The sequence below is a fragment of the Streptomyces sp. NPDC033221 genome (assembly GCF_055577005.1).
Genome location: NZ_JBVIQN010000009.1, coordinates 79,691 through 95,458 on the forward strand (window position 1 = coordinate 79,691; position 15,768 = coordinate 95,458).

The following is a 15,768-nucleotide window of genomic DNA, read 5'->3' on the forward strand; positions in this document are numbered from 1 at the left end:
AGGCCCCGGGCGGCTGGTGTCTCGGACGATCGGACTCAGAGCGGTCGAGGCCGGCTCCGGACCCCGGCACCTCGGGCGGTCGGCCTCGGGGCGGTCGACTGGCAGGCAGTCGAGACGGACCCGGGCGGCTGACGTCTCGGGCCGGTCGGCCTTCGGGGCACTCGATTGCGGCACTACTCAGTCGCGTCAGTCGCGGGGGCAGTCGGCTGCGGCGCGAGCCCCGGGCGACAGGCCCCAGAAGGCGGACCCCGGGCGACAGGCCCCGGGCGGCTAACCCCGGGCGACAGGCCCCGGACGGGCCCGGGCAGCGGCCCCCCGGGGGGCGGCCCTCGGGCCGCAGACCCCGCGCAGCGGGCCCCGGCGACCCTCAGCAAACCCTCGGCGGCGGCCTACGGGGCCGACGTGATCATCCCCCCGGTGGGGGTATACCCAGCGGCGGGCGGCGGGAATCGTGCGCGGTGGGTCAGGACGGGCGGGCCATGGCGGCGACGAAGGCGCGCTCGACGTCGGCGGTGGACAGGACGCCGTAGATCTCGCCGGTCTCCTCGACCACCAGGTATTCGGTGGCGGGGGTCGTGCGCAGGTAGTCCAGGAGGTCTTCGCCGGCCAGTTCGGCGGAGACCCGCATCCCGTCCTTGAGGTCCTGGGCGAGGCCGCTGACGGCGACCCAGGGGCGGCGGTGCTCGGGGACGCCGACGATGGCGGTCTCCCGGACGACCGCGGTGGGCCGGCCCACCCGGTCCACGACGACCAGGGCGCGGGCGCCCGCGTCGTTGGCGCGGCGCAGCGCCTCGGACAGCGGGGTGTCGGCCTCCACCGGGACGGCGCGCCGGGTGAGGGTGCGGGCCTGCAGGTCCGGGAGGCGTTCGCGCAGCCGGGCCATGCGCAGGCTGTTGCCCGCGCCGGTCCAGATGATCGCGGCGAGGATCGCGGCGAGCAGCGCGTCGGTGATCGAGTCGGCGCCGCCGAGGTCGGTGGGGGCGTTGCCCAGGGCGCCGGTGTGGGTGAGCAGCGGCAGGCCGATCAGGACAGCCATGGCGAGCGCGCGGCCGACCCAGGCGGCGGCGACGGTGCCGGTCATCGGCTTGCCGGTGATCTTCCACACGACGGCCCGGAGCATCCGGCCGCCGTCCAGCGGGAGGCCGGGCAGCAGGTTGAAGACGGCGACGATCAGGTTGGAGATCATCAGTCCGGCGAGCAGCACGCCGGGTACGGTGCCGGGCTCGACCAGCTTCATGCCGCCGTAGAAGACGCCCGAGAGGACGAGGGAGAGCAGCGGGCCGACGAAGGCGAGGACGAACTCGCGGCCGGGTGTCTCGGACTCCTTCTCGATCTCGGAGACGCCGCCGAAGAACTGCAGCTGGATGCGGCGTACGGGGAGTTTGTAGCGCAGCGCGGCGATGGTGTGCGCCAGCTCGTGGACGAGCACCGAGGCGTAGAAGGCGACGGCGAAGAAGAGCGAGACGAGGTAGCGGGCGGCGCCCAGCTCCGGCAGGATCCGTTCGAGCTGGCCGCCGAAGACCCAGGTGATCAGGGCGGCGACGATGAACCAGCTGGGGGCCACGTAGACCGGTACGCCGAAGGGGCGGCCCATGAGGATGCCGCCGCCGGTGCGCCTGCCCCGGCCGTCCTTGGCCGGGCGCTGTTGGGAGGGGCGGTCCCCGGACGGCCGCGTACGGCCGGCGGCGCGGGCCGGGTCGGACGGTCCGGGCGGGTTGGGCGGTCGGTGGTGCGCGGACTCCTCGGGGTCCTGCGGCTTCCCACTCTCGTCCACGGTGTCCCCTCGTCGGTTGCGGCCTTCGCTCCGGTCCGTCCGGATGCTGTCCGTACGACATGTCGATCATGCAGGGCGAAGGGGTCTGGCGTCGATGGTATGCGGAGCGCTCCCCGGCACCCCGCCTCGGTCTCCCATTGTGATCCCTCGGTTGCGGGAGCTGTCAGTGGCGGGCCGTAGGGTCGGGTGTCATGGGAACGAGCACCGAAGAGGCCGGGCCGGACGCAGCGGACGGCGGTCAGGGCGGACAGGCCGGGCCGGACGCCGCGGGCGGCGGTCATGACGGACAGGGCGGGGCAGCCGGGGCGGCCGGCGGGGCCGTGGCGTCCGGCGGGGCTGTGACGTCCGGCGCAGGGCTTGCGGCGGTGGCCGGGGGCCCGGGGGACGTGACAACCGCCACCGCCCCGCCCGCGGACGCCACCGCTCCCCTCCCCGCGCCCGCAGACGCCGCCTCGCCCGCCGACCCCTCCCCTCCCCTCCCCGCGCCCGCGGACGCCGCCGCTCCCCGCCCTGCCGCCCGTCCCGTCGCGCTCTCCCCGTCGCGGGCGAGCGACTTCATGCAGTGTCCGCTGCTGTACCGCTTCCGTGTGATCGACAAGCTGCCGGAGAAGCCGAGCCCCGCGGCGACGCGCGGCACGGTCGTGCACGCGGTGCTGGAGCGTCTCTTCGACGCGCCGGCGGCGCAGCGCACGGCGGGCGGCGCGCGCTCGATGGTGCCGGGCGAGTGGGAGAAGCTGCTGGCGAAGCGGCCGGAGCTGGCGGGGCTGTTCGAGGACGACCCGGAGGGTGAGCGGCTGGCGGCGTGGCTGGCGGACGCCGAGGCGCTGGTGGAGCGGTGGTTCACGCTGGAGGACCCGACGCGTCTGGAGCCCGCGGACCGCGAGCTGTATGTGGAGACGGTGCTGGACTCCGGTCTGCGGCTGCGCGGCTTCATCGACCGGGTGGACGTGGCGCCGACGGGTGAGGTGCGGCTGGTCGATTACAAGACCGGCAAGGCGCCCCGTCCGGAGTATGCGGACGGTCCGCTGTTCCAGATGAAGTTCTACGCGCTGGTGATGTGGCGGCTGCGCGGTCTGGTGCCGCGGCGGCTGCAACTGGTCTATCTGGGCAGTGGTGACGTGCTGACGTACGACCCGTCCGAGGCGGATCTGCTGGGTGTGGAGCGCAAGCTGCTGGCGCTGTGGGACGCCATCCAGCGGGCGACGGCGTCGGGGGACTGGCGGCCGCGCCGTACGAAGCTGTGCGGGTGGTGCGACCACCAGGCGGTGTGTCCGGAGTTCGGCGGTACTCCCCCGCCGTATCCGCTGCCGGTTCCGGGCCCCGGCCGGGCTCTCCCTGTGGCGGCGTCCGGGGAGGGGCAGGGCAGAATGGGCCTGGTCTAACGAAGGAGTTCCTGTGGCAATCCGCGTCCTGCTGGTCGACGACCAGCCGCTGCTGCGTACCGGTTTCCGGATGATCCTGGAGGCCGAGCAGGATCTCGCGGTCGTCGGCGAGGCCGGGGACGGTCTGCAGGCGCTGGAGCAGGTGCGGGCGCTGCAGCCCGACGTGGTGCTGATGGACATCCGGATGCCGCGGATGGACGGGGTGGAGGCGACCCGGCAGATCACCGGTCCGGCGAAGGACGGTCCGGCGAAGGTGCTGGTGCTGACCACGTTCGACCTGGACGAGTATGTGGTCGAGGCGCTGCGTGCGGGGGCCAGCGGCTTCCTGCTGAAGGATGCGCCGGCCCAGGAGCTGGTGCAGGCGATCCGGGTGGTGGCGGCGGGCGAGGCGATGCTGGCGCCGAGCATCACGCGCCGGCTGCTGGACAAGTACGCGGGCCATCTGCCGTCCGGTGAGGAGGCGGTGCCGGACACGCTGCACACCCTCACCGAGCGTGAGGTGGAGGTGCTGAAGCTGGTGGCGCGCGGCCTGTCGAACGCGGAGATCGCCGCGGATCTGTTCGTGAGCGAGACGACCGTCAAGACGCACGTGGGGCATGTGCTGACGAAGCTGGGGCTGCGGGACCGGGTGCAGGCCGCGGTGTATGCGTACGAGAGCGGGCTGGTGCGTCCCGGGGCCCAGTAGCCCCGGCGGCCCGGCCGCCCGGCCGCCCCGGGCACTCACGAGAACGGCCCGGCCCGCCCCGCTCCCCGGAGGAGCGGTGGCGCGCCGGGCCGTGGCCGTTCGGAGCGGGCGGGTCAGCCCTTCTTCAGCTCCCAGAAGCGGAAGACGGTGGAGGCGTCCAGCGTCCACTGGAGGCCGTCGATGTTCTCGCGGGCGACGGCGTACTGCTTGCCCTGCCACAGCGGTATGACCGGCAGGTCCTCGGCGACGATGTCCTGGACCTCGCGGAAGGCGGCCTTGGTCGCCTGCCGGTCGGGCTGGCCGGCGGTGCCGGGCAGCAGCTTGCCGGTGATCCGCTTGGCGTCGTAGTTGTTGCCGAGGACGTTGTCCTTGCCGAAGAACGGCTGGGTGAAGTTGTCGGGGTCCGGGTAGTCGGGGACCCAGCCCTTGACGTAGGCGCCGTACTTCCCGGCTTCCCGGTCCTTCTCGAATTCCTCGATGGGCACGCTCTTGACCTTGGCGTCGAAGAGGCCGCTGGCGTTGAGCTGCTGGGCGATCTCCTGGAAGGCCGGGACGGTGCCGGGGCCGTAGCGGACGGGGGTGGCCCAGAGGGTGAGCGGCACCTTCTTGTTGTTGTAGCCGGCCTCGCGCAGGGCGGCCGCGGCCTTGTCGGCCTGCGGCCGGTCGCCGTAGCTGGCGAAGAAGGCCGTGTTGTGGCCGGTGATGCCCGCGGGGACGATCGAGTACAGCGGCTCGGCAGTGCGCTTGTAGACGTCCCGGACGAGCGTGGAGCGGTCCAGGAGGTAGGCGACGGCCTTGCGGACGCCCAGCTTGCCGGCCACCGGGTCCTGCATGTTGAAGACCAGGTGCATGATCTCGGCGCTGTTGCCCTCGACGACCTGAGTGCCGTGCTTCTGGCTGCCGGACGCCTGGTCCAGCGTGGCGATGTCCTTCATGGCCAGACCGCGGTAGGCGACGTCGATGGAGCCGTCCTGCACCGCCTTCTTCAGCTTGTCCTGGCTGTTGAAGAACTTCATGGTCATGCCGGAGTTCTTGACCTTGGCGGGGCCCTTGTAGGAGCCGTTGACGCCGAAGACGGCTTCGGAGGAGGCGTCGTACTCCTTGAGGGTGTAGACGCCGGAGCCGACGGCCTTGTCGTCGGTGCGCAGCTTGTCGGGCGCGTACTCACGGTGGTCGACGATGGAGCCGGCACCGGAGGCGATCTTCATGGGGAAGGTCGCGTCGGGCGTCTTGAGGCGGAAGACGACGGTCTGGGCGTCGGGGGCCTCGACCTTGTCCAGACCGGCGAACATGACGGCCGGGCCGCCCTTGTCGTTGATGCGCTTGATCCGGTCGAAGGAGAACTTGACGTCCTCGGAGGTCAGGCTGTTGCCGTTGCTGAACTTCAGGCCGTCCTTGAGCGTGCACTTGTAGACGGTGCTGCCGCCCTCGACGAAGCCGCAGGAGTCGGCGGCCTCGGGCTGGGGCGTGGTGCTGCCCCTGGGGAAGCTCAGCAACGACTGGAAGACGTTGTTGAACAGCATCCAGGAGACCGGGTCGTAACCGGCGGCGGGGTCGGTGGACACGATCTTGTCGGTCATCCCCATTGCCACGGGTTCCCCGGTCCCGGCGTCCCCGCCCTCACCGGTTCCGCAGCCGCTGAGCAGGGCGGCGACGAGCCCTGCCCCCAGCGGTGCGGCGAGCCACTGGTCGCGTTTCCTCACGTGCGTGTTCCTCACAGTCGTCCTGGCGGTTCAGCGGTGTGTTCCGCGCCGGCGGGTGCCGGTGTCGGTGTGCCGGCGGGGTGCCGTCATCGGTTGTGGTGGTGCGCGCCGTCTCGGATGCGGCAGCCGGCCGGCGCGTACGGCGCCGGCCGGAAGTCGTCGTCAGTTGCTGCTCACGCCGCGGGCGAGTTCCCAGATCTGCAGGGCCGAGGAGGAGTTCAGGGCCCACTCGGCGCCGGTGATGTCGTCGCGGGCGGCGACGTACTGCTTGCCCTGCCACAGCGGCAGAATCGGTACCTCGTCCGCGATGATGTCCTGGGCCTGCTTGAAGCCGTCGGCGGCGGAGTTGCGGTCGGTCTGCTGCCGGGTGGCGGGGATCAGCTGGGATTCGATCTTGTTGTTGCGGTACGGGGAGTTGAGGAAGTTCCCCTTGCCGATGAACGGCGCGACGTAGTTGTCCGCGTCGGGAAGGTCGGCGAACCAGCCCATGCCGTAGACGGCGTACTTGCCTTCGGACTGCTCCTTGCGGAACTGCTGCCAGTTCTCGATGCCCTTGATCTGGACGTCGAACAGGCCGCTCTGGTTCAGCTGGCTCTGCAGTTCCTTGAACTCCTTGGCGGTGCTGGAGCCGTAGTGGTTCGCGGTGTAGGTGAGGGTGAGCTTCACCGGGGTGTTGATGTGCGCCTGCTGGAGGATCTTGCGGGCGGCCGGGACGCTGGGGTTGCCGTACTTGGTGAAGAACGAGTTGATGTGGCCGGTGAGGCCCTTGGGCACCAGGGAGTACAGCGGGTCGCCGGCGTAGGAGTACACGTCGCGTACCAGCGCGGAGCGGTTGACCAGCTGGGCCATGGCCTGCCGGACGGCCTTGTCGGAGACCGACGGGTCGTCGGTGTTGAAGGCCAGGTAGCGGATCTCGGATCCGGGTACGGCCGTCAGGGTGACGTGTTCGTCCCGGGCGTTCTCCAGGCCCTTGACCTGATCGGGCGCCAGGCTGCGGTTCATCAGGTCGATGTCGCCCTTGCGCAGGGCCTTCTCCATGCCGTCGGAGTCCTCGAAGAACTTCATCTCGACGGTGGAGTTCTTCGCCTCGATCCCGCCCTTGTAGTCGGGATTCCTGGTGAAGACGGCCTTGCTGACACGCTCTCCGCTGTGCTCGACCTTGACGGTGTACGGGCCGGAGCCGGACACCTCGAAGCCCTTGTGGAGGCCCTTGGCCGGGTACACCTCGCTGTCGACGATGGCCGCCGCCGGGGTGGCGAGCTTCTGCGGGAAGGTGGCGTCCGGCTTCTTGAGGTGGAAGACCACCTCGGTCTCGCTGGGCGTTTCCACCTTGTCGACGTTGTCCACCAGGGAGATGGGGCCGCGGTCGTACTTGATGGCCAGCATCCGGTCGATGGAGAACTTCACGTCCTTGGACGTCAGGGCGTGCCCGTTGGAGAACTTCAGTCCGTCGCGGAGTTTGCAGCGGAACTGTTCGTTCTGGGTGTCCCGGAAGCCGCAGGACTCGGCGGCCTCGGGCACCGGCGCGGTGCCGCTCCGGGGCAGCCGCATGAGCGTCTGCAGGGTTCCGCGCAGCATGTTCCACGCGTCGACGTCGTACGCCTGCGCGGGGTCCAGCGGGGCGGGCGCGTCCTTGGTGGCCTCCAGTTGGGCGGTGGTGCCGACCTTGATCGGCTTGCCGCCTTCGCCGGAGCCGTCCGAACTGCCGCAGGCGGCGAGCGTGGGGACGAGCAGACCGGCCAGGGCCGGCAGCACCAAGGTCTTGCGATTCATCGTCGGCAGGTTCCTTATCAGCGCAGAGGTGTTGCTCGCGTTGACATTAGTAGGAACGGCCAGGGCGTCCGGGACACAACAGAGTTGAACGGATATCACGCCCGGATAACGGTCGCCGGGTGACCGATATCCGGACGGTGGAACGATTCCGCACGGGCCCCCATCAATCCGGACACTTACCCCCGGGGAAACCAGGAGAAAGCACCCGTGGAACGACCGTGGTCCGCACTGTCGACGGGCTGGCGCGTGAGAAACGTCACTCCCGCATTGGGGTGATCACCCGGGTGAATTCGGCCAGCGCATTCGTCACGGAAAATGAGCGGCCCACTGCTTACAGTTTCTTCCGTTTTCGGGGGAACACGCTCGGTGCACGCTTCACCGGCCTTCCGTGATGAGCGACCGGAGAAATGGGAGATCCACTTCTTCGAGCGATCCCACCACGGTGCGGCCCGCGCCGGGACCGATCGGCGTCACCGACGGCACCGCGACGACCTGGCAGCCGGCCGCCTCCCCGGCCGTCACGCCGGTGACGGTGTCCTCCACCACGGCGCAGCGCCGGGGGTCCACGCCGAGCCGGGCCGCCGCCGTCAGATACGGGTCCGGGTGCGGCTTCGTACGGGGCAGTTCGTCGCCGGCCAGCGTCAGCCGGAAGTTCTCCGGGCCCAGGGAGTGCAGCATCCGGTCGATGATGGTGCGGTGCGAGGCGGAGACCAGGGCGGTGGGCACGCCGTGCGCGGCCAGCTCGGCGAGCAGCCGGCGGGCGCCGGGCATCAGCGGCACACCGCGGGCGATGCGCTCCGCGAAGCGGGCGTTGAGCAGCACGGTCAGGTCGTCCAGGCCGATGTCGGCGCCGGTCACCCCGATCAGGTACGCGGCGCTGCGCGTCATCGGTCCGCCGACGACGACCTCGCGGTGGTGGTCGTCCAGTACATGGCCCAGTTCGGCGAAGACCCGGGCCTCCGCCTCCCACCAGAAGCCCTCGGTGTCGACGAGGGTGCCGTCCAGGTCGAGGAAGACGGCCTGCAGGGTGGCGCCGTCGGCCGTACGGGTACCTACCGCGGGGATGCTGCTGGTCATCCGTGCACCTCCGTAGTGACGCGTCCCCGGAGGGACGAAAGGGCCGGCCGCTTTCCCGTGGAGGGAAGGCGACCGGCCACTACCGGACCGACCAGTGTACGACGGTGCGGGGTGGCGCGCGTGGCCCGCGGGGACTTCCGTGGCCTCCCCGGCCCCACTGCCACCGCGCGTCCCGGCGCTACCGCGCGTTGAAGTACTTCGCCTCCGGGTGGTGGATGACGATCGCGTCGGTGGACTGCTCGGGGTGCAGCTGGAACTCCTCGGAGAGCTGGACGCCGATACGTTCCGGCTGCAGCAGGTCGGCGATCTTGGCGCGGTCCTCCAGGTCCGGGCAGGCCCCGTAGCCCAGCGAGAAGCGGGCGCCGCGGTACTTCAGCGCGAACATGTCCTCGACGTCGGCGGGGTCCTCACCCGCGAAGCCCAGTTCGGCACGGACCCGGGCGTGCCAGTACTCGGCGAGCGCCTCGGCGAGCTGGACGGACAGGCCGTGCAGCTCCAGGTAGTCGCGGTAGGAGTCGGAGGCGAACAGCTCCGCGGTGGCCTCGCCGATCCGCGAGCCGACGGTGACGACCTGGAGGCCGACCACGTCCGTCTCGCCGGACTCCTCGGGGCGGAAGAAGTCGGCCAGGCACAGCCGCCGGCCGCGGCGCTGGCGCGGGAAGGTGAAGCGGGTGCGCTCGGTGCCGTCCTCGTTGAGGAGGATCAGGTCGTCGCCCTTGGAGTGGCAGGGGAAGTAGCCGTGGACGACGGCGGCTTCCAGGAGGTTCTCGGTCTGGAGCTTGTCCAGCCAGCCGCGCAGCCTGGGCCGCCCCTCGGACTCGACCAGTTCCTCGTACGAGGGGCCGTCGCCCGTACGGGTCTGCTTGAGGCCCCACTGGCCCTTGAACAGGGCGCCCTCGTCCAGCCAGGACGCGTAGTCGGCGAGCTGGATGCCCTTGACGACGCGGGTGCCCCAGAAGGGCGGGGCGGGGACGGGGTTGTCGGTGGCCACGTCGGAGCGGACGGTGCCCTCCTCCTGCTCCGGCTCCTTGATCTCGATGTCGCGCTTGGGGACGCGGCGCTGCTTGAGCTCGGGCAGGGTGGCGCCGGGCACGCCGCGCTTGACGGCGATCAGGGCGTCCATCAGGCGCAGGCCCTCGAAGGCGTCGCGGGCGTAGCGGACCTCGCCCTCGTAGATCTCGTGCAGGTCCTGTTCGACGTAGGCGCGGGTCAGGGCGGCGCCGCCGAGGATGACGGGGAAGTCGGCCGCCATCTTGCGCTGGTTGAGCTCCTCCAGGTTCTCCTTCATGATCACCGTGGATTTGACCAGCAGTCCGGACATGCCGATGACGTCGGCGCGGTGCTCCTCGGCGGCTTCCAGGATGGCCGAAACCGGCTGCTTGATACCGAGGTTGACGACGTTGTAGCCGTTGTTGGACAGGATGATGTCGACGAGGTTCTTGCCGATGTCGTGCACGTCGCCACGGACGGTCGCCAGGACGATGGTGCCCTTGCCCTCGGAGTCGGACTTCTCCATGTGCGGCTCCAGGTGGGCCACCGCGGTCTTCATGACCTCGGCGGACTGGAGCACGAACGGCAGCTGCATCTGGCCGGAGCCGAACAGTTCGCCGACCACCTTCATGCCTTCGAGCAGGGTGTCGTTGACGATGTCCAGGGCCGGGCGCTCGGCGAGCGCCGCGTCCAGGTCGGCGTCCAGGCCGTTCTTCTCGCCGTCGATGATGCGGCGCCGCAGCCGCTCCTCCAGGGGCAGCGCGAGCAGTTCCTCGGCCTTGCCCGCCTTCAGGGACTTGGCGGTGGCCCCCTCGAACAGCTCCAGGAGCCGCTGCAGGGGGTCGTAGCCCTCCGCACGCCGGTCGTAGATCAGGTCGAGGGCGACCTTGACCTGCTCCTCCTCCAGGCGCGCGATCGGCAGGATCTTGGAGGCGTGCACGATCGCCGAGTCCAGGCCCGCCTTGACGCACTCGTCCAGGAAGACGGAGTTGAGCACGATACGGGCGGCCGGGTTGAGGCCGAAGGAGATGTTGGACAGGCCCAGCGTGGTCTGGACGTCGGGGCGCCGCCGCTTCAGCTCGCGGATCGCCTCGATGGTGTTGACGCCGTCCTTGCGGGACTCCTCCTGACCGGTGCAGATGGTGAAGGTCAGGCAGTCGATGAGGATGTCCGACTCGCGGATGCCCCAGTTGCCGGTCAGGTCGTCGATGATGCGTTCGGCGATGGCGACCTTGTTCTCGACGGTACGGGCCTGGCCCTCCTCGTCGATGGTCAGCGCCATCAGGGCGGCGCCGTGCTCCCGGGCCAGCGCCGCGACCCGGGCGAAGCGCGACTCGGGGCCGTCGCCGTCCTCGTAGTTGACGGAGTTGATGACGGCGCGGCCGCCCAGCTTCTCCAGACCCGCCTGGATCACCGGCACCTCGGTGGAGTCCAGCACGATGGGCAGGGTGGAGGCGGTGGCGAAACGCCCGGCCAGCTCCCGCATGTCGGCGACGCCGTCCCGGCCGACGTAGTCCACGCACAGGTCGAGCAGGTGGGCGCCCTCGCGGATCTGGTCGCGGGCCATCTCCACGCAGTCGTCCCAGCGGCCTTCCAGCATGGCCTCGCGGAACTTCTTGGAGCCGTTGGCGTTGGTGCGCTCACCGATGGCCAGGTACGAGGTGTCCTGGCGGAACGGGACGGTCTGGTAGAGGGAGGCGGCGCCGGGCTCGGGGCGCGGGCTGCGCTCGGTGGTGGCCAGGCCCCGTACCCGCTCGACGACCTGGCGCAGGTGCTCGGGGGTGGTGCCGCAGCAACCGCCGACGAGCGAGAGCCCGTACTCCCCGACGAAGGTCTCCTGGGCGTCGGCCAGCTCGCCCGGGGACAGCGGGTAGTGCGCGCCGTCCTTGCCGAGGACGGGCAGACCGGCGTTGGGCATGCAGGACAGCGGCACGCGGGCGTTGCGGGCCAGGTAGCGCAGGTGCTCGCTCATCTCGGCGGGGCCGGTGGCGCAGTTCAGGCCGATCATGTCGATGCCGAGCGGCTCCAGCGCGGTCAGCGCGGCGCCGATCTCCGAGCCGAGCAGCATGGTGCCAGTGGTCTCGACGGTCACCGAGCAGATCACCGGCAGGTCGGTGCCGGTGGCCGCGAGGGCGCGGCGGGCGCCGAGGACGGCGGCCTTGGTCTGCAGCAGGTCCTGGGTGGTCTCGACGAGCAGCGCGTCGGCGCCGCCGGCGATCATGCCCTCGGCGTTCTGCTGGTAGGCGTCGCGCAGCGTGGCGTAGTCGACGTGGCCGAGGGTGGGCAGCTTGGTGCCGGGGCCCATCGAGCCGAGCACCCAGCGCTGCTGTCCGGTCGAGGCGGTGAACGCGTCGGCGGCCTCGCGGGCGATGCGGGCTCCCGATTCGGACAGTTCGAAGACCCGCTCGGGGATGTCGTACTCGGCCAGCGCGGCGAAGTTGGCGCCGAAGGTGTTGGTCTCGACGCAGTCGACGCCGACCGCGAAGTACTCCTCGTGGACCGAACGGACGATGTCCGGACGGGTGATGTTCAGGATTTCGTTGCAGCCCTCCAGCTGCTGGAAGTCCTCCATCGACGGGTCCTGCGCCTGGAGCATCGTGCCCATCGCCCCGTCGGCCACCACCACGCGGGAGGCGAGGGCCTCGCGCAGTGCCGTGGTGCGGGATGTGCTGGTGGACGATGGCGTGTACGAGGCCATGGAGGTGCTCCCCTGGTTGCGACGGCTGTCGGCTTTACGCCTTCCGGCAGAAGGCGCACCCGGTCAGGGTAGCGGGCGTGGCCGCTGGGGGCCCGGGTGTCCCACGGCGTGGGACACCCGGCGGCCCGCCCGGCCGGGGCCGTACGGGTGCCGGGCGGGGGCGGCGCCGGACTTGGTCAAGATCATTGACAGGGGTCGGCCGACTCCCACAGGGTCGGCATTCACCGATATCGTTCAGCATTGCCGAACCGCTCTCCGAGCCGTACGGCACCGCTCCACGTCACCCGCTTCACCGCTTCACCCGGAGGTTGCCCGATGGCACGGACCATCCAGTCGCTGGAGCGTGCCGCCGCGATGCTGCGGCTGCTGGCCGGCGGTGAGCGGCGGCTGGGCCTCTCCGACATCTCCTCCGCGCTGGGCCTGGCCAAGGGCACCGCGCACGGCATCCTGCGCACCCTCCAGCAGGAGGGCTTCGTCGAGCAGGACCCGGCGTCCGGCCGCTACCAGCTGGGCGCCGAGCTGCTGCGCCTGGGCAACAGCTATCTGGACGTCCACGAGCTGCGCGCCCGCGCTCTGGTGTGGACGGACGACCTGGCGCGCTCCAGCGGCGAGAGCGTCTACCTGGGGGTGCTGCACCAGCAGGGCGTGCTGATCGTGCACCACGTCTTCCGGCCCGACGACAGCCGCCAGGTGCTGGAGGTCGGCGCGATGCACCCGCTGCACAGCACGGCGCTGGGCAAGGTGCTGACGGCGTACGACCCGGTGGCGCACAGCGAGGCGGCGGAGGCCGAGCGGCAGGCGTTCACGCCGCGCACGGTGACCGCGCTGGAGGAGCTGGAGGGCGTGCTGGACCTCACCCGGGCGCGGGGCTGGGCGGCCGATGTGGAGGAGACCTGGGAGGGCGTGGCGTCGGTGGCCGCGCCCATCCACGACCGGCGCCGGATGCCGGTCGGCGCGGTGGGTGTGACGGGTGCGGTGGAGCGGGTCTGCCGGGACGGCGAGCCGGGGGAGCTGCGGCCGGAAATCGTCGCCGCTGTGAGGGATTGCGCACGTGCGGTGTCCCGTGACCTCGGCGCAGGGCGATTCTGACCCGTTCCATCCCATATGTTCACCTAAGTTTTCAGTCACAGAACCCTTGACGGGGTGCTACGTGTGAAGAAAACTGCCGTTCGTCGGTCGGCATTGTCGAACACCAAACGACAATATTGGTTATGGTGGACAGTGCCGGAGGCCGACCAACGCCCTCTCGGAGGGCGCGGACCTCGGAGGGACCCGGGGTCCGCCTTCCCCTGGACGAAGGACAAAGGAGTCGCGGGTGTCCAGCTCCGACATCTTCATCAGCGAGACCATCGGTACCGCTGTTCTGATCCTGCTGGGCGGTGGCGTCTGCGCCGCCGTCACGCTCAAGCGCTCGAAGGCTTACGACGCGGGCTGGGTGGCCATCGCGTTCGGCTGGGGCTTCGCCGTACTGACCGGCGCGTACATCGCGTCGAAGTCCGGCGCCCATCTGAACCCGGCGGTCACCGTGGGCCTGGCCGTCAAGGGCGGCACGCCGTGGGGCGACGTACCGGTGTACTTCGCCGCACAGCTGCTCGGCGCCATGATCGGCGCGGTGCTCGTGTGGCTCGCGTACTACGGCCACTTCCAGGCCCACCTGCGCGACCCGGAGATCGTGGGCGCGCAGAGCGGGCAGGAAGGCATGGTCGACAAGGCGGCGGCCCCCAAGGCCGGCCCGGTTCTCGGTGTCTTCTCCACCGGACCCGAGATCCGCAACGCGGTGCAGAACCTGACCACCGAGGTCATCGCCACCATCGTGCTCGTGCTGGCGATCCTCACGCAGGGCCTCAGTGACAACGGCAAGGGCGTCGGCGTCATCGGTGCGCTGCTGACCGCTTTCGTGGTCGTCGGCATCGGTCTGTCGCTGGGCGGCCCGACCGGCTACGCGATCAACCCGGTTCGCGACCTCGGCCCGCGTATCGTCCACTCGCTGCTTCCGCTGCCGAACAAGGGCGGATCGGACTGGGGATACGCCTGGATCCCGGTCGCCGGTCCGCTGATCGGCGGCGCGATCGCCGGTGGTATCTACAACCTCGCGTTCGCCTGAGCCGCGCCGCCCGACCGAAGATTTTTGGAGCACACACACCATGAGCGACAACCACAGCACCGCCTCGCACGGTCACGGTCCATTCATCGCAGCCATCGACCAGGGCACCACGTCCAGCCGCTGCATCGTGTTCGACAAGGACGGCCGGATCGTTTCGGTCGACCAGAAGGAGCACGAACAGATTTTCCCCAAGCCGGGGTGGGTCGAGCACGACGCCAAGGAGATCTGGGCCAACGTCCAGCAGGTCGTGGCCGGTGCCGTCGAGAAGGCCGGCATCACCGCCAAGGACGTCAAGGCGATCGGCATCACCAACCAGCGTGAGACCACGCTGATGTGGGACAAGAACACCGGCGAGCCGGTCCACAACGCCATCGTCTGGCAGGACACCCGCACCGACGGTCTCTGCCGCGAGCTGGGCCGCAACGTCGGCAAGGACCGCTTCCGCCGCGAGACCGGCCTGCCGCTGGCCTCCTACTTCGCCGCCCCGAAGATCCGCTGGCTGCTGGACAACGTCGAGGGCCTGCGCGAGCGCGCCGAGGCCGGCGACATCCTCTTCGGCACCATGGACTCCTGGGTCATCTGGAACCTGACCGGCGGCGCCGAGGGCGGCGTGCACGTCACCGACGTCACCAACGCCTCGCGCACGCTGCTGATGAACCTGCGCAAGCTGGAGTGGGACCAGAAGATCCTGCACTCCATCGACATCCCCGCCGCGGTGCTGCCGGAGATCCGTTCCTCCGCGGAGGTGTACGGCACCGCCGCGTCGGGCGCGCTGGCCGGCGTGCCGGTCGCCTCGGCACTGGGCGACCAGCAGGCCGCGCTGTTCGGCCAGACCTGCTACGACAAGGGCGAGGCCAAGTCCACGTACGGCACCGGCACCTTCATGCTGATGAACACCGGTGACGAGCCCGTCAACTCCTACAACGGGCTGCTGACCACGGTCGGCTACCGCATCGGCGACGAGCCGCCGGTGTACGCCCTGGAGGGCTCGATCGCCGTCACCGGTTCGCTGGTGCAGTGGATGCGCGACCAGATGGGCCTGATCAACTCGGCCGCCGAGATCGAGACGCTGGCCAGCACCGTCGAGGACAACGGCGGCGCGTACTTCGTCCCGGCCTTCTCCGGCCTGTTCGCCCCCTACTGGCGCTCGGACGCGCGCGGCGTGATCGCGGGCCTGACCCGCTACGTCACCAAGGCGCACATCGCCCGCGCCGTCCTCGAGGCCACCGCCTGGCAGACCCGCGAGATCACCGACGCCATGACCAAGGACTCCGGCGTCGACCTGACCTCGCTGAAGGTCGACGGCGGGATGACCTCCAACAACCTGCTGATGCAGACCATCTCGGACTTCCTGGACGCCCCTGTGGTGCGCCCGATGGTGGCCGAGACGACCTGCCTCGGCGCCGCCTACGCCGCCGGACTGGCCGTCGGCTTCTGGCCGGACACCGACGCGCTGCGCGCCAACTGGCGCCGGGCCGCCGAGTGGACCCCCCGCATGGACGCGGAGACCCGCGACCGCGAGTACAAGAGCTGGCTCAAGGCCGTCGAGCGGACCATGGGCTGGATCGAGGACGAGGAGTAA

The 15,768-nt window shown here is 70.4% G+C and carries 10 protein-coding genes; 5 read left to right on the forward strand and 5 right to left on the reverse strand.

The annotated features are described in order from the left end of the window. Positions 1 to 463: 463 nt before the first annotated feature. Positions 464 to 1,774, reverse strand: a complete 1,311-nt coding sequence (locus ACZ53K_RS14290) for a site-2 protease family protein (protein ID WP_468835464.1) — start codon at positions 1,772 to 1,774, stop codon at positions 464 to 466. Between the two features lie 386 nt (positions 1,775 to 2,160). Between ACZ53K_RS14290 and ACZ53K_RS14295 the strand changes: the two genes are divergently transcribed. Continuing rightward, positions 2,161 to 3,156, forward strand: a complete 996-nt coding sequence (locus ACZ53K_RS14295; protein WP_468835915.1) for a RecB family exonuclease — start codon at positions 2,161 to 2,163, stop codon at positions 3,154 to 3,156. A gap of 13 nt (positions 3,157 to 3,169) precedes the next feature. Continuing rightward, the gene (locus ACZ53K_RS14300; RefSeq protein ID WP_468835466.1) at positions 3,170 to 3,841 is read left to right on the forward strand and encodes a response regulator; all 672 of its coding nucleotides are present in this window, start codon (positions 3,170 to 3,172) and stop codon (positions 3,839 to 3,841) included. 113 nt (positions 3,842 to 3,954) lie between these two features. On the opposite strand, the gene ACZ53K_RS14305 is transcribed toward ACZ53K_RS14300, so the two are convergent. From ACZ53K_RS14305 to metH, 4 genes are all read right to left on the reverse strand, one after another. Further along, on the reverse strand, positions 3,955 to 5,544 hold the full coding sequence (locus ACZ53K_RS14305; RefSeq protein WP_468835468.1) for an ABC transporter substrate-binding protein: 1,590 nt from the start codon (positions 5,542 to 5,544) through the stop codon (positions 3,955 to 3,957). Positions 5,545 to 5,706: 162 nt separating this feature from the next. Further along, a complete protein-coding gene (locus tag ACZ53K_RS14310) occupies positions 5,707 to 7,317 on the reverse strand; it encodes an ABC transporter substrate-binding protein (RefSeq protein WP_468835470.1) in 1,611 nt (536 codons plus the stop codon). A 375-nt stretch (positions 7,318 to 7,692) separates the two neighbouring features. Continuing rightward, a complete protein-coding gene (locus ACZ53K_RS14315; RefSeq protein ID WP_468835472.1) occupies positions 7,693 to 8,394 on the reverse strand; it encodes an HAD family hydrolase in 702 nt (233 codons plus the stop codon). Positions 8,395 to 8,572: 178 nt separating this feature from the next. Continuing rightward, complete coding sequence (gene metH, locus ACZ53K_RS14320; RefSeq protein ID WP_468835474.1) at positions 8,573 to 12,082, reverse strand: methionine synthase; 3,510 nt, start codon at positions 12,080 to 12,082, stop codon at positions 8,573 to 8,575. 315 nt (positions 12,083 to 12,397) lie between these two features. Here metH and ACZ53K_RS14325 point away from each other — a divergent pair, with 315 nt between their 5' ends. From ACZ53K_RS14325 to glpK, 3 genes are all read left to right on the forward strand, one after another. Next, the gene (locus tag ACZ53K_RS14325; RefSeq protein ID WP_468835476.1) at positions 12,398 to 13,171 is read left to right on the forward strand and encodes an IclR family transcriptional regulator; all 774 of its coding nucleotides are present in this window, start codon (positions 12,398 to 12,400) and stop codon (positions 13,169 to 13,171) included. A 226-nt stretch (positions 13,172 to 13,397) separates the two neighbouring features. After that, entirely contained in the window at positions 13,398 to 14,186 is a 789-nt protein-coding gene (locus ACZ53K_RS14330) for an MIP/aquaporin family protein (RefSeq protein WP_468835479.1), read from the forward strand. Positions 14,187 to 14,226: 40 nt separating this feature from the next. Then, a complete protein-coding gene (gene glpK, locus ACZ53K_RS14335; RefSeq protein WP_468835481.1) occupies positions 14,227 to 15,768 on the forward strand; it encodes a glycerol kinase GlpK in 1,542 nt (513 codons plus the stop codon).

What these genes read in the sequence shown, in the direction of transcription:
- metH (WP_468835474.1), bottom strand. Translation starts at nt 12,082, where the DNA reads ATGGCCTCGTACACGCCATCGTCCACCAGCACATCCCGCACCACGGCA.
- ACZ53K_RS14315 (WP_468835472.1), bottom strand. Translation starts at nt 8,394, where the DNA reads ATGACCAGCAGCATCCCCGCGGTAGGTACCCGTACGGCCGACGGCGCC.
- ACZ53K_RS14325 (WP_468835476.1), top strand. Translation starts at nt 12,398, where the DNA reads ATGGCACGGACCATCCAGTCGCTGGAGCGTGCCGCCGCGATGCTGCGG.
- ACZ53K_RS14310 (WP_468835470.1), bottom strand. Translation starts at nt 7,317, where the DNA reads ATGAATCGCAAGACCTTGGTGCTGCCGGCCCTGGCCGGTCTGCTCGTC.
- glpK (WP_468835481.1), top strand. Translation starts at nt 14,227, where the DNA reads ATGAGCGACAACCACAGCACCGCCTCGCACGGTCACGGTCCATTCATC.